13 protein-coding genes are annotated in these 14,100 nt (G+C 44.6%); 9 read left to right on the top strand and 4 right to left on the bottom strand.

Going from position 1 to position 14,100, the window contains the following annotated elements; all coding sequences use genetic code 11:
• The first annotated feature begins 94 nt into the window (after positions 1-94).
• The 5 genes from BY457_RS04220 (at position 95) to BY457_RS04200 (ending at position 6,326) form a co-directional block, all read left to right on the top strand.
• Positions 95-1,309, top strand: a complete 1,215-nt coding sequence (locus BY457_RS04220) for a glycoside hydrolase family 27 protein (protein WP_181256356.1) — start codon at positions 95-97, stop codon at positions 1,307-1,309.
• Between the two features lie 38 nt (positions 1,310-1,347).
• Positions 1,348-2,442, top strand: coding sequence for a glycoside hydrolase family 26 protein (locus BY457_RS04215; protein WP_106152069.1), 1,095 nt, complete (start codon positions 1,348-1,350; stop codon positions 2,440-2,442).
• 33 nt (positions 2,443-2,475) lie between these two features.
• Entirely contained in the window at positions 2,476-3,654 is a 1,179-nt protein-coding gene (locus BY457_RS04210; RefSeq protein WP_106152068.1) for a glycoside hydrolase family 130 protein, read from the top strand.
• Between the two features lie 13 nt (positions 3,655-3,667).
• Positions 3,668-4,876: an AGE family epimerase/isomerase gene (locus BY457_RS04205; protein WP_106152067.1), complete on the top strand. Its 1,209-nt coding sequence runs from the start codon at positions 3,668-3,670 to the stop codon at positions 4,874-4,876.
• Positions 4,877-4,937: 61 nt separating this feature from the next.
• Entirely contained in the window at positions 4,938-6,326 is a 1,389-nt protein-coding gene (locus BY457_RS04200) for an MFS transporter (RefSeq protein ID WP_106152066.1), read from the top strand.
• 111 nt (positions 6,327-6,437) lie between these two features.
• Here BY457_RS04200 and obgE read toward each other — a convergent pair whose 3' ends face one another.
• The 3 genes from obgE to hpt form a co-directional block, all read right to left on the bottom strand.
• Positions 6,438-7,439 carry a GTPase ObgE gene (gene obgE, locus BY457_RS04195; protein ID WP_106152065.1) on the bottom strand — a complete coding sequence of 334 codons (1,002 nt, stop codon included), beginning with the start codon at positions 7,437-7,439 and terminating at the stop codon, positions 6,438-6,440.
• Positions 7,440-7,854: 415 nt separating this feature from the next.
• On the bottom strand, positions 7,855-8,427 hold the full coding sequence (locus BY457_RS04190) for an adenylate kinase (protein ID WP_106152064.1): 573 nt from the start codon (positions 8,425-8,427) through the stop codon (positions 7,855-7,857).
• 11 nt (positions 8,428-8,438) lie between these two features.
• Positions 8,439-8,975, bottom strand: coding sequence for a hypoxanthine phosphoribosyltransferase (gene hpt, locus BY457_RS04185; RefSeq protein ID WP_106152063.1), 537 nt, complete (start codon positions 8,973-8,975; stop codon positions 8,439-8,441).
• Positions 8,976-9,022: 47 nt separating this feature from the next.
• Here hpt and pdxH point away from each other — a divergent pair, with 47 nt between their 5' ends.
• Positions 9,023-9,775: a pyridoxamine 5'-phosphate oxidase gene (gene pdxH, locus BY457_RS04180; RefSeq protein WP_181256354.1), complete on the top strand. Its 753-nt coding sequence runs from the start codon at positions 9,023-9,025 to the stop codon at positions 9,773-9,775.
• A 9-nt stretch (positions 9,776-9,784) separates the two neighbouring features.
• Here the strand turns inward: pdxH and gldA are convergent, their stop codons facing one another.
• A complete protein-coding gene (gene gldA / locus BY457_RS04175) occupies positions 9,785-10,690 on the bottom strand; it encodes a gliding motility-associated ABC transporter ATP-binding subunit GldA (RefSeq protein ID WP_106152062.1) in 906 nt (301 codons plus the stop codon).
• A 55-nt stretch (positions 10,691-10,745) separates the two neighbouring features.
• On the opposite strand from gldA, the gene ispG reads away from it, so the two are divergent.
• From ispG to BY457_RS04160, 3 genes are all read left to right on the top strand, one after another.
• Positions 10,746-12,617, top strand: coding sequence for a (E)-4-hydroxy-3-methylbut-2-enyl-diphosphate synthase (ispG, locus tag BY457_RS04170; RefSeq protein ID WP_181256352.1), 1,872 nt, complete (start codon positions 10,746-10,748; stop codon positions 12,615-12,617).
• Between the two features lie 144 nt (positions 12,618-12,761).
• Positions 12,762-13,541 (top strand): hypothetical protein, encoded by a 780-nt coding sequence (locus tag BY457_RS04165; protein WP_106152061.1) that lies wholly within the window; start codon positions 12,762-12,764, stop codon positions 13,539-13,541.
• Between the two features lie 51 nt (positions 13,542-13,592).
• Positions 13,593-14,036, top strand: a complete 444-nt coding sequence (locus tag BY457_RS04160; RefSeq protein ID WP_106152060.1) for a DMT family transporter — start codon at positions 13,593-13,595, stop codon at positions 14,034-14,036.
• Positions 14,037-14,100 lie beyond the last annotated feature (64 nt).

The raw sequence follows: 14,100 nt of genomic DNA, 5'->3' as shown, positions 1-14,100 counted from the left end.
GAGGACGGTTGTATCTCGCAGATATTTGGGCATCGGAATAAATAATTTGCGAATAAAGCAGGTAAAAGCTTAATAACAGAAAAACCATTTTACTATGATTAATAAGAGTTTCTGGCTTGGGGCCATCGTTTTGTTTATTGGAATGGGTGTACATGCCCAAAAATTTGAAGGATTGGCTGATACTCCTCCAATGGGGTGGAACAGCTGGAATAAGTTTGCCTGTGATGTGAATGAAGAAATGATTCGTGGCATTGCAGATGCGATGGTGGAAAGTGGAATGAAAGATGCCGGATATGAGTATGTGGTCATTGACGATTGTTGGCATGGGGGTCGCGACAGTCTCGGGTTTATCTATGCCGATTCTGCCAAATTTCCCAATGGAATGAAGGCGCTGGCAGACTATGTACATTCCAAAGGACTGAAGTTGGGAATCTATTCTGATGCGGGAACTGAAACCTGCGCCGGGTACCCCGGCAGTCGGGGCTATGAGTATCAGGATGCGCTCCAATATGCCGAATGGGGCATTGATTATCTGAAATATGACTGGTGCAATACCGAGAATGTGAATCCGATAGGTGCTTATACCACCATGCGCGATGCATTGTATAAGGCGGGGCGACCAATTCTGTTCAGTATGTGTGAGTGGGGTGACAATCAACCCTGGGAGTGGGCCGAAGATATTGGTCACATGTGGCGCACTACCGGAGACATTTACCTCTGTTGGGATTGTAAACATGATCATGGTGGTTATTATTCATGGGGTGTTACCCGTATCCTGGATATGCAGGACGGATTGAGAAAATATGCCGGACCGGGTCATTGGAACGATCCCGATATGCTGGAAGTGGGGAATGGAATGCCTGTGAATGAAGATCGTGCTCACTTCTCCATGTGGGCAATGCTTGCCGCTCCTCTGATTTCAGGAAATGACTTGCGTGACATGACTCCTGAAACCATTGAAATATTAACCAATGATGATGTTATTGCTGTTGATCAGGACTCGCTTGGTGTACAGGGCTTTAAATACAGCAGTGTGGACGGTTTGGAAACCTGGTTTAAGCCATTGGATAATGGGGAGTGGGCTGTTTGTTTCTTCAACAGAGGAGAAGAAGAAGCCAAAGTTAATTTTGACTGGAAGAGTGAGAAAGTCGTGGATGAAATATTTGGTTACGAGGCCGGTTTTGATGAGATTACCTATTCGCTGCGTAACCTGTGGACAAAGAAAAACGAGGGTAAGACTAAAAAAGCATTTAAAGGAACTGTTCCTTCGCATGATGTGATTATGCTTCGCCTGACACCGGTGAAGTAACCCGATTTGTTGTTGATCTCAGTAATGCTTTTAGTAAGATGAAGAAATTTATTGTAATAATACTTTCCGGGGTTTTGTTTGCTTCTTGTGGATCAGCACCTGTTGCAGAGAATCCGGTTGATGTTCTGTTTGAACAGCTGAAATCTGTTGGTGACAATGGTGTTTTATATGGACACCAGGACGATCTTGCCTATGGGGTAAACTGGGCTTACGAAGAAGGCCGGTCAGATACAAAAGAGGCAGCAGGTGATTACCCGGCACTGTTTGGCTGGGAACTTGGAGGAATAGAACTGGGGCATTCGGTAAATTTGGACAGCGTCCCTTTCAACAAAATGCGACAGTTTGTCCTCAGCGGCTATGAAATGGGAGCTGTAATCACTTTCAGCTGGCACCCTTACAGCGCTGTGGATAACACCAAAAGCTCCTGGGATACCGATCAGAGAGTGGTTGAACATATTATACCGGGTGGTAGTCACCATGAGGCATTTAAAATACAACTGGATGCTGTAGCCGCATTTTTTTCATCACTGAAAACACAAGACGGGCAAAATGTTCCTTTTATCTTCCGTCCATGGCACGAAATGGATGGCGGTTGGTTTTGGTGGGGAAGCACTTTGTGCTCTCCTGAAGAATTCAAAACGCTGTTTCGTTTTACTGTGGAATATCTGAAAGATGAAAAAGGGCTGGATTTTCTCACAGCCTATTCTCCCGACAATCGGTTTAACACTGAAGAGGAATACCTGACCTGGTATCCGGGCGATGATATTGTGGACATTATAGGTATGGATAATTACGGTGATTTCCGCGTGGGGGCTGAAAATGTGGAGGCGGCAACCAAAAAGCTGGAAATCGTGGTCAATTATGCTAATAAAGTGGATAAAGTTGCGGCATTTACGGAGTCCGGACTGGATAAAGTGACCGATGATCAATGGTTTACCCGGAAGCTGGGCCCTGCGTTTTTGCAAAGTAAAATTGCGGCTCAGATTGCTTATGTGATGTTGTGGCGCAACGCAGATACCACTCATTTCTTTAGCACCTATTCCGGCCATAGTTCGGAGAACGATTTTAAAGAATTTGTTTCCCGGGAGAAGATTTGGCTTCTTGAAGACTGGAATGAGTTTAAAAGGAGATAATTGACCACTTAACGATATTTACCAAGTAGAAGTATGAGTTTGTTTGAAGAACGATTTGAGCGCATCAGCAAAGACCACGAGGACTTGCTTTCACGCTCCAACGAGGAGGTGTTTAGCACCAATGGGATTTTTAATAGGTACAAACATCCGATTCTCACCCGTGATCACGTGCCTTTGCACTGGCGTTTTGATATGAATCCGGAAACAAATCCCCGTTTCATGGAGCGTATCGGGTTCAACGCTGCTTTCAATGCCGGGGCTATTAAGTGGCAGGGCAGGTATGTTTTGGCCGTGCGGACAGAGGGGAATGATCGTAAATCCTTTTTTGCCATTGCCGAAAGCCCCAATGGGATGGACAACTTTCGCTTTTGGGATCGCCCCATTACACTTCCGCAAAATGATGTGCCGGATACCAATGTCTATGATATGCGATTGACAATGCACGACGACGGTTATGTGTATGGTGTTTTTTGTACCGAGCGAAAAGATCCCAATGCCCCCGATGGGGATACCAGCAGTGCTGTGGCTGCGGCAGGAATTGCACGTACCAAAGATCTGATTAACTGGGAGCGTCTGCCCGATCTTAAATCCACCAGCGGACAGCAACGCAATGTGGTGTTGTTTCCTCATTTCATTAATGGTAAATATGGATTTTATACCCGTCCTCAGGATGGATTTATTGATACGGGAAAAGGTGGTGGAATTGGCTTCGGACTGGCGGATGATATCGAGCATCCGGAAGTAAAGGAAGAGGTTATTGTGGATGGAAAGCGGTATCATACCATATATGAAGTGAAAAATGGCCTGGGGCCTGCTCCCATTCGCACCGATAAGGGTTGGTTGCAACTGGCACATGGGGTGCGCAATACTGCTGCAGGTCTTCGTTACACCCTCTATATGTTTATGACCGATCTGGAGAAACCATGGATTGTGACCTATAAACCTGTCGGGCATTTTATGGGGCCGATCAAAAAAGAGCGTGTGGGTGATGTATCCAATGTATTGTTTGCCAATGGATGGATTGCTGATGATGATGGAAAAGTTTTCATCTATTATGCTTCGTCAGATACCCGGATGCATGTGGCTACTTCTACGATTGATCAGCTTGTTGATTATTGTGTGAATTCACCTCAGGATAAATTTCACAGTGCCGGGTCGGTGGAGAATATTAATGAATTGATTGATAGAAATAAGGCTTTTCTGAAAGGCTAAATAACTGATACCAATGGGAAATAGAGAACAACTGTCTGCCGAATTACGCAGGGAGTTATACAATATTCTTAATTTCTGGTCTTCACACACTGTGGATGAGGAGTTCGGCGGTTTTGCCGGAGAAGTGGATGCAAACGGGAAAATGGTGCACGGAGCTGAAAAGGGCTTGGTTTTAAATGCCCGTATTCTTTGGTCTTTTTCGGTGGCTTATAATTTTCTGCATGAGGAGAAATTTTTGCAGCTGGCGCACAGGGCCTATGATTATCTGATTAACCATTTCTGGGATAAGGAGTATGGAGGGCTGGTGTGGGCTGTTGATTACAAGGGTGCTGTTTCCAATTCCAGAAAGCAGATTTATGGTCAGGGTTTTGGTATTTACGGGCTCTCAGAATATTACAAAGCTACGGGAAAACAGGAAAGTCTCGATTACGCAATAAAACTGTTTGATCTTATTGAGCAGCACAGCTATGATGCTGTTCATGGAGGGTACCTGGAGGCTTTATCTGCCGACTGGCAACCACTGGAAGACATGCGATTGAGTGCCAAAGATGCCAACAGCCCCAAAAGTATGAATACCCACCTTCATATCCTGGAGCCTTATTCCAATCTCTTCAGGGTTTGGAAAAATGATAAATTGCAAGACCGGATGAAGTCTCTTGTCCGTGTTTTTCTGGATAAAATTCTCAACAACCGTACCGGGCATTTGCAGCTCTTCTTTGATATGGATTGGTCGGTTCAAAGCAATATGATCTCCTACGGGCACGATATTGAAGGTGCCTGGTTGGTCAATGAGGCTGCCGAACTGGTTGGTGATCCTGATTTATTGAAAGAATCGCAACAGAAAACGCTTAAGATGGTGGAAGCGGTAATGAACGAGGGGATGGCAGACGACCATTCGTTGTTTTACGAATACGATTTTGACGAGGGAAAAATGCACACCGATCGTCACTGGTGGGTGCAGGGAGAGGCCATGGTTGGATTGCTCGATGCTTACGGGCACTCAGGAAATGAGCAATTTCATAAAACATTTCTGAAAACCTGGCAGTACATCAAAGACCATGTGGTTGATCACGAAAACGGAGGATGGTTTGGATTGATTGGTGACGATGGAAAGCCATTGCCCAATGAGGTAAAAGCAGGTTTCTGGAAATGTCCTTATCATAACACCAGAGCTCTGATTGAGAGCATTGAACGAATTGATAAAATTCCTGAATCTCAATAGTAAATCTTACATACTATCTATGGTTTCAACCATAGTCTATTAACAAAAACTAACAAGACAAATGAGTTCAACAGTAATAAAGCTCAAAGAAAAAATAGGTTACGGATTTGGTGATGCTGCATCCTCCATGTACTGGAAGATTTTTACCTTTTATCTGGCTATTTTTTATACTGATGTTTTTGGTATTCCCGCTGCTGCTGCCGGAACCATGTTTTTGGTTACTCGTATCTGGGATACGGCCAACGATCCCATCATGGGAATTATAGGTGACCGGACCAATACCCGATGGGGGAAATTTCGTCCCTATCTCTTATGGATTGCTGCTCCCTTTGCCATCATCGGGGTTTTGCTGTTTACCACCCCCGATTTGAGTGTCAATGGCAAAATTGTATATGCCTACATTACCTACACCCTGATGATGATGGCTTATACGGCCATCAATGTGCCTTATGCAAGCCTTCTGGGTGTGATGACGGCCAGGTCTGATGAGAGAACCAGCTTTGCTTCTTACAGGATGGTCTTTGCCTTTGGCGGAAGTCTGCTTGTGGTGGCCATTTTTCAGCCAACGGTGGATTTCTTTAACAACATTGTGAATGTGGGTGCCGAGGTATCCTATCAGTTGACCATGGTAGTTATCGGAGTTATCGCCATTGGGTTTTTTCTGATGACTTTTTCCTGGACCCGTGAGCGAATCAAGCCACCCAAAAATCAGGAAAGCAGTCTGAAAGAGGATTTTAAGAATCTTCTGGGAAACATTCCCTGGTTTGTAATTCTGGGTGCCGGAGTGATGACTCTGATTTTTAATTCGGTGCGGGATGGCGTGGCCATGTATTATTTTAAGTATTATGTGGTGGACGAGACAGCGATCTCTCTTTTCTCAGCGACCTTTGCTTACAGTACACTCTATCTTTTCCTGGGGCAGGCTACCAACATGCTGGGGGTTATAATGGCCAAGCCTGTTTCGGCGCGCATCGGGAAAAGAAAAACGTTTATGTACGCCATGTTTATGGCCGCAGCACTGAGTGTCGTTTTTTATTTTTGTGACCGCGAAAACTATTTCTTTATCTATCTTTTGCAGGCATTGATTAGTTTCTGTGCCGGAATTATTTTCCCCTTGATGTGGTCAATGTATGCCGATGCAGCCGATTATTCGCAGTATAAAACAGGTCGTCGTGCCACCGGTTTGGTCTTTTCTGCTTCCAGTATGTCCCAGAAACTCGGGTGGACTCTTGGAGGTTCCATTACCTTATGGTTACTGGCTTTCTTTGGTTTTGAAGCAAATGTTGCGCAGACTCCGGAAACCATTCAGGGTATCAAGTACATGATGAGCTTTGTTCCGGGAGTTGCAGCACTTGTTTCGGGTGCAATTATGATCTTCTATAAATTGAGCGACGATAAAATGGATGAGATTATAGCGGAGTTGGAACGGAGAAGAGAAGCGGAAAAGTAGTTTTAGCCTGCTTTATACATGAAACAGGTAAGGTGGTAAACAGCCTTGAAATCTTGAGAGCAATAGCCCGGGGCACAACGCTCCGGGTTTTTTGGTATCCCCTTGGGCTCTCTATTCTTTATTTGAAGCCTCCAGCTCTTTCCAGATCATATCTTTCAATTCGGTAATCCCTTTTTGTGCCACTGAAGAGATGAAAACATAGGGAACATCAGGCAGATCTGCTTCAATTTCGGCCTGTAACTCATCATCAATCATGTCTGACTTTGTAATGGCCAGTAAGCGTTGTTTGTCCAATAGTTCAGGGTTGTATTGTTTGAGTTCGTTGAACAATACTTTGTATTCCTGATGAATATTGTCACTATCGGCCGGAACCATAAAAAGAAGAATGGAGTTGCGCTCGATGTGTCTCAGAAATCTCAGCCCCAGACCTTTCCCTTCGTGGGCTCCTTCGATAATTCCGGGGATGTCGGCCATCACAAATGAACGGTGATTGCGGTATTCTACAATTCCCAAATTAGGGACAAGTGTGGTAAACGGGTAGTTTGCGATTTCAGGCTTGGCGGCACTTACTACGGACAAAAGAGTTGATTTGCCTGCATTTGGAAATCCTACCAGTCCCACATCTGCAAGTACCTTCAGCTCCAGAATGGCAGACATTTCGGTTTCCGGCTCTCCGGGTTGCGCATAGCGCGGTGTCTGGTTGGTTGCCGATTTAAAATGGTTGTTGCCCTGGCCTCCACGACCTCCTTTTACCAGGATGCGTTCTTCGTTGTGTTCGGTGATCTCAAAAAGGGTCTCTCCGGTTTCTCCGTCTTTAACAACAGTGCCTAACGGTACCTCAATGTATTTGTCTTCCCCGTTGGCACCTGTGGACGTTTGACGCCCACCTGACTCACCATGTCCTGCAAAGATGTGACGCTGAAACTTTAGGTGCAGCAACGTCCAGGTGTTGCGGTTTCCCCTAATGATGATGTGTCCGCCACGGCCACCGTCTCCACCGTCAGGTCCACCTTTGGCGATGAACTTCTCGCGACGAAGATGTCTGGAACCGGGGCCTCCTTTTCCTGAGCGACAAAAAATCTTTACATAATCAACAAAGTTGGTACCCGACATGGTGCGATTTATTAAAAGTGTGTTTTAAAAATGTAATTAGCAGATATTGAGGTGCTTTAAGGTTCTGTTTCGAAAGAGTTTTTCTCGACTTTCCAGTGCCAGCAAGAAAACCAGGTCTTTTCCGAGTGCTTAATTAGAAAAGTTCAGGTTCAATGCTTGTCCTTCTTGAAAATCAAGTCGTTTACTTTCGTAAATAACTGTCCTCAGAAAGGACTTAACGCAGTAAATGGTGCTTTATGGACAGAAACTAAATAGTGCCTGTCTATAAAAAAGCACAATTTGTTTTTAGTCCTGTTTCTGGTCAGAAAGTGCCAATTGCCAGGCTTACGAAGCTGCCAAAAACGGAGTTTACTAATCGTAAATGAGTATTTTGGCGGCAAGTGTAACGACGCAAGTGGTACTTTATGGACAAAAACTAAATAATATTATCCATTACCGCAGCAATGCGGGCAAAAATCTCATCAATGCTACCAGAGCCTTTAATGGGCTGATATGTCCCCTCCTGCTTGTAAAAGTCAATGACCGGAGCGGTTCGTTCTTCATAAACCACAATTCGTTTCTCTATGGTTTCCAAATTGTCATCCGACCTTCCGGAGATGCGTCCTCTTTCCAGCAAGCGTTCAATCAGCTCGTCTTTCTCAACCTCCAGATTGAGCATGATGTTCACATCCTGTCCTTTGTCATTCAGAATTTTTTTCAACGTCACCGCCTGATCCACTGTGCGGGGGTAACCATCAAAAATTACTCCTTTGGTATTTGTGAGTGAATCCAGTTTCTTGTTCAGGATTTCGGTGATGGTTTCGTCCGGAATCAGTTGCCCGTTGTCAATTAATGACTTGGCAAGTTTTCCCAATTCTGTACCGGCATTGATCTCTTTGCGCAGAATCTCGCCTGTGGAGATGTGGGTTAGTCCGTATTTTTCAATGATTTTTTCACTTTGGGTGCCCTTGCCCGAACCCGGAGGGCCAAAAATTACAACGTTTAGCATAAGGGCTGTGTTTAATCAATTACGGTATAAATATCCGGAAGATTCCTGCCGTATCCGTCATAATCCAATCCGTACCCCACAATGAAGTCGTTAGGAATCTCCAGTCCTACATAGTCAAGTTTAACATTTTTTTTGCAAGCCTCCGGTTTGAATAACAAAGTGGCTACTTTAACATCTTTGGGCTTTTGAGAATCCAGTTGGTTCATCAAGTTTTCGATGGTAACTCCGGTGTCCACAATGTCTTCCAACAGAACAACTGTTCTGCCTTCAATTTCTTCATTCAGTCCGATGAGTTGCTTCACCTTTCCTGTGCTGCCCATTCCCTCATAGGAAGCTAATTTTACGAAACTGATTTCACAGGGAAAATCGATTAGCTTCATAAGGTCGGCAGAGAACATAAAGGAACCGTTCAGGATGCAAATCATAAGAGGATTTTGATCTTTTAGTTCCTTGTTCATTTTTTCGGCCATTTCCCAAAGGGCTTTTTTTATGTCGCTGGCAGGTATGGAAAGGGCAAATTGCTTGTCTAAAAGTTGAATGCGCTTCATCGGAGGATATCTCTTTATCGGTTTTTAAACTGCAAAAGTATAAAAAAATGAACAGACTTAGGGGATTTCTGTTATCTCTTTACGGATTAAAACTGGTTAAAGTTTGTAGTTTTGTGCTTTTTCACCAGAGATATTCAACCACAAAATATTTTGTTTTGCATAGTAAGTATTCCGATATCCGCAGAAATTATGAGCAGTGGGAGATGAAACGTGAAGAAATGGAGCTATCCCCGGCATTGCAGTTTCAGAATTGGCTGGAGGATGCCATTGCTGCTGAGGATACGGAACCAACGGCCATGTCTCTGGCTACTGTGGATGCTTCAGGACAACCCACTCAACGTGTGGTTTTGCTGAAGGATGTTTCCGACGCCGGCATCTCCTTTTTTACCAATTACAACAGTTCCAAGGGTTTGCAGATGGGGCATAACCCCAAAGTTTCAGCCAATTTCTTTTGGCCATTGCTGGAACGACAGGTGCGTTGGGAAGGACGGGTTTCAAAACTATCTGCTGAAGCCTCAGATAATTATTTTGCTTCGCGTCCCAGAGAAAGCCGGATTGGTGCCTGGGCTTCTCCGCAGAGCAGGGCAATAGGTGGAGATGATATGTTGATGGAGCGTTTCCGTAAATTTGAGCAGCAATTCAGGGGTAAAGAAGTACCTCGTCCCCCTCATTGGGGTGGCTACCTGATTGTTCCGCATAAAGTGGAATTTTGGCAGGGGCGTCCCAACAGAATGCATCAACGATTCGTATATACGCTTCAGCCTGATGGTGAGTGGGATCTCATGCAGGTGGCTCCCTGACCTCTGAGGTCAGACTGTGAGTGAATGGAACAAGTCTTCAAGTGATTCTTTTTCTACTGAAAGGGCCAGAATAACCAGGTTGTTTTCCACCGCAAGCTTAAACAAAGAAGGACGCACATCGTAACCTGATTGAACATTGACCAGGTAACCATTGTTTTTGGGGGAAACCGATTCTACACCTTGCAGGGCATTTATTTTTTCCGGTGCCGGATGCCCATCGTATTCCACATATACTCTGGATAACTTATTTTCAAAGCTTTTTTCCAGATCAGCTGCTGCTTCATCGGCAACAATGTCTCCTTTGTTGATGATGATTACCCGTTCGCAAATGGCCTGAACTTCCTGCATGATATGGGTGGACAGTAAAATCGTTTTTGCTTCTCCAAGTTTGGTAATCAGGTTTCGAACTTCTACAATTTGATTGGGGTCGAGGCCGGTAGTCGGCTCATCCAGAATGAGTACCTCCGGGTCAGGAAGCAGAGCCTGCGCCAATCCTACCCGTTGACGGTAACCTTTGGATAAGGCCCCGATTTTTTTGTGTCTTTCGGGAATCAGTCCGGTGGTTTCTATAATCTCAGCAATGCGTTTTTTACTGTCGGTTAACTTGTAAATGTCTGCAACAAATTTAAGGTACTCTTCAATATACATATCCTGGTACAGAGGGTTGTGCTCAGGCAGGTAGCCGACTTTTTTTCTGAGCTCCAGGTTGTTGCCGTCAATGAGCGTACCTGAAATCTCCACACTTCCCGATGATGCCGGCAGATAGCCTGTCAGGATTTTCATCATGGTGGATTTTCCGGCACCGTTGGGGCCAAGGAAACCAACTACCTGACCGGTCGGAATATTGAAGGAGACATTGTTGAGGGCCTTCTGTTTGCCAAAAAACTTCGAAACTTCGGATACTGTTATAGACATTTCTCTCTTTCTTTGCTTCAAAGTTATTAATTTTGGTTCCACCAAAAAAGATATTATGAAGGAGCGGCTAAATTTTTGTGATTCCTATTTTCAGTACAATAGACTGAAAACAGATCCTGTAAAAGTGGGTAGTGTTATTATTGGAGGAGATAATCCGGTGAGAATTCAGTCCATGACAACCACCAATACATTAGATACAGAGGCTACCGTTGATCAGGCTGTCAGGATTGCTGAAGCCGGTGGAGAACTGGTCAGGATTACTACACAGGGGCGCAGGGAAGCAAAAAATCTGGAATTTATTAAAAAGAGATTAGAAGAGAAGAATTGTAATGTCCCATTGGTGGCTGATGTTCACTTTAATCCTGCCGCTGCTGAAATTGCTGCCACACTTATCGAAAAAGTGCGCATCAATCCCGGGAACTTTACGGGAGGAGCCAAAAAGTTTAAAGAGATTGTGGCAGACAGTGATGAAGACCGGGAAGGGCTGCGCCAGATTAGAGAAAAGCTGATACCGTTCCTCAATTTGTGCCGCAAACACGGAACTTCCATTCGTATCGGGACCAACCATGGGAGTTTGTCTGACCGTATGATGTCGAAATTCGGGGACACACCCGAAGGCATGGTTGAGTCCTGCATGGAATACCTGAGAATTTGTAAGGAGGAAGATTTTAATAATGTTGTTCTTAGTATAAAATCCAGCAATACCAGGGTAATGGTACATACGGTGCGGTTGCTGGTTGCTGCAATGAAACGGGAAGAGATGCATTTCCCCCTGCATCTGGGTGTTACCGAAGCCGGTAGCGGAGAAGATGGCCGCCTGAAATCGGCAGTGGGCATCGGAGCTTTACTGACTGACGGCCTGGGTGATACCATTCGTGTTTCTCTGACAGAACCTCCAGAGAATGAGATTCCCGTGGCTGCTATGCTGGTGGAGCATTTCAATAAAAGGGCCGAGCATGTTCCTGTGCCTCCAGTCGAAACAGGGGTTTACAGTCCTTTCAAATATCAAAAAAGATCAACGCATCAGGTGCTGAATATTGGAGGCGAAATGCCTGCGGCTGTTGTTGTTGATGTCAGGGGTAAGTCCACGATTTCGGAAGGAACGGAAACCCCTGATATTGTAATTTGTGATGATGATCAATTCTCCGAAATCCCTGAGTCCTGGAAGCATGTCGTTAAAGTGGTTCCAGCTGAAAGTCATGAAAGTTCATCTTCTAACGTCTATCCTCTTTTTGATGCGGATGAAGACTGGAGCAGTCACGAAGGGGCTTTGTTTTTAAACTGTACCAACAGTGATTTGACCCCCGGGATGCAGGAATTGTTGAAAAATAAAAAGGATGTAGTCATCTTACTTGACTCAGATCATCCCAATCCTACCGCAGACAGACGCGCCTTTTTTCTGACAATGCAGAACGAAGGTCTTACACATCCTGTTATTGTGTCACAGTACTATGATGAATGTACAGATGAGGATTATCAGTTGAAATCAGCTGCAGATACGGGGCTCTTGTTTCTGGATGGCTATGGTGACGGAATAGCGCTTACAGGTTTTTTGCAATCGGTCCCGATCATGGTGTCCACGGGATTCGGCATCCTCCAGGCATCCCGTGTTCGTTTTTCAAAAACGGAATACATCTCTTGTCCCGGTTGCGGTCGTACCCTGTTTGATTTGCAGAGTACCACCGCAAAAGTGAGGCAGCAAACCGGACATCTCAAGGGTTTGAAAATAGCGGTTATGGGATGTATCGTTAATGGAATTGGCGAAATGGCCGATGCCGACTATGGTTATGTGGGTGCCGGTCCCGGGCGTATTTCTCTCTTCAGAAACAGGGAGCTGGTTAGAAAGAGCATTCCCGAATCAGATGCAGTGGAAGAATTGGTGCAGTTGATTAAAAATCATGGCGATTGGCATGAGCCGGTTGATTAAAAAATGCTGTTGGTCAAAAAAATAGATACAAAGGCGTAAAAGATGCTTTCAGGCCGTTGGCTTTTTTTGCACTTCGGGGGTTTAATTTTTAAATTGCACTACTGATTTTGGTAACAGGAGTTTAAAACCACATCCCCGAATCCTATGAGATTTCTTTGGATATTTTTGTTTAGCATGTTTGCCGCATCTCTGTTTGCCGGTGAGATAGAAATTAACGGCTCTTATCAGGGAGATAATCTTTATGTGCAAAATCCTTATGCCGAATCAGGTGTAGGTTTTTGTGTCTTTGAGGTAATGGTTAACGGACAAACTACCACCGATGAAATCAATTCCAGTTCGTTTGAAATTGATCTTACTGTGTTTCGTTTTGCTATCGGGGAACCTGTTCAAGTTGTTATAAAATATAAAGAGGGCTGCCAGCCTGCTGTCATTAATCCGGAAGTACTGGCTCCACGTGCATCTTTTAAAACTATTGATATTGCCGTAAATCAGGATAATCTCATTTGGAAAACAAATCATGAAGCCGGATCCCTACCGTTTATCGTAGAGCAATATCGCTGGAATAAGTGGGTGCAGGTAGGTTCAGTGAACGGAAAAGGTGTGCCGGGAACGCACGAATACCGTATTCCTGTCAGGATGCATTCGGGTGAGAACCGTTTCAGGGTCAGACAAACCGATCATAACAATAAACGGCAATTGTCGCCGGAAGTTGTTTTGGAAAAGAACAAACCTGTCGTATCGATTGCCTCCATGAAAGTGGAAGACAGTCTGGTGTTTTCTGAACCAACACTTTACGAAATCTATGATATTCAGGGACGTATTGTTTTTAAGGGCTATGATGATTCTGTTATTGTTCAGGGGCTGGAACGCGGTGACTATTACCTGAACTTTGACAATCAAATGTCCATATTTACCAAACAGTAATATTTGTACGAATGACCGAAGCTCCGTAACTTGCGCCGAAAATGATTGCGCATGACTAAATACATTCTCATTATTGCAGCATTGCTGATTGGTGGTTTCCTGTCGATTCAGGGCAGTATCAATGCCCAATTATCCTCTTTTCTTAAACATCCTCTGCAGGCATCATTAACCAATTTTCTGGTTGGCACCCTCATTTTGATTCTGCTAAATATCGTTTTGCGAACTTCCGTTCCCTCATTTTCCGATTTAAAAGCCATTCCCTGGTATCTGTTTCTCGGAGGGGCCATAGGAGCCATGTTTGTTACTTCCGTAGTTCTTTTGATTCCGCAGATTGGGGTGACCACCATGTTGGCGGCCTCTATTGCCGGACAGTTAATTATTGCTGCTGTGATTGATCATTTTGGCTTCTTTGGTGTCAGCGTGCATGCCATTTCCCTGAGCCGGGTAGCCGGTATTGTGTTGTTGATCCTGGGAATCCTGCTTATCCAACGATGATGGTTTAGCCGGCCTTGTACTAATGACAGGAAAAGTGTTTACTGGCTGAAAGTTTGAGAGCAAT

Source organism: Marinilabilia salmonicolor, from assembly GCF_003003035.1.
In the GTDB taxonomy this organism is placed as follows: Bacteria; Bacteroidota; Bacteroidia; order Bacteroidales; family Marinilabiliaceae; genus Marinilabilia; species Marinilabilia salmonicolor_A.
The sequence above is the reverse complement of the archived record's forward strand: the minus strand, read 5'-3'. Positions and strand labels throughout refer to the sequence as shown.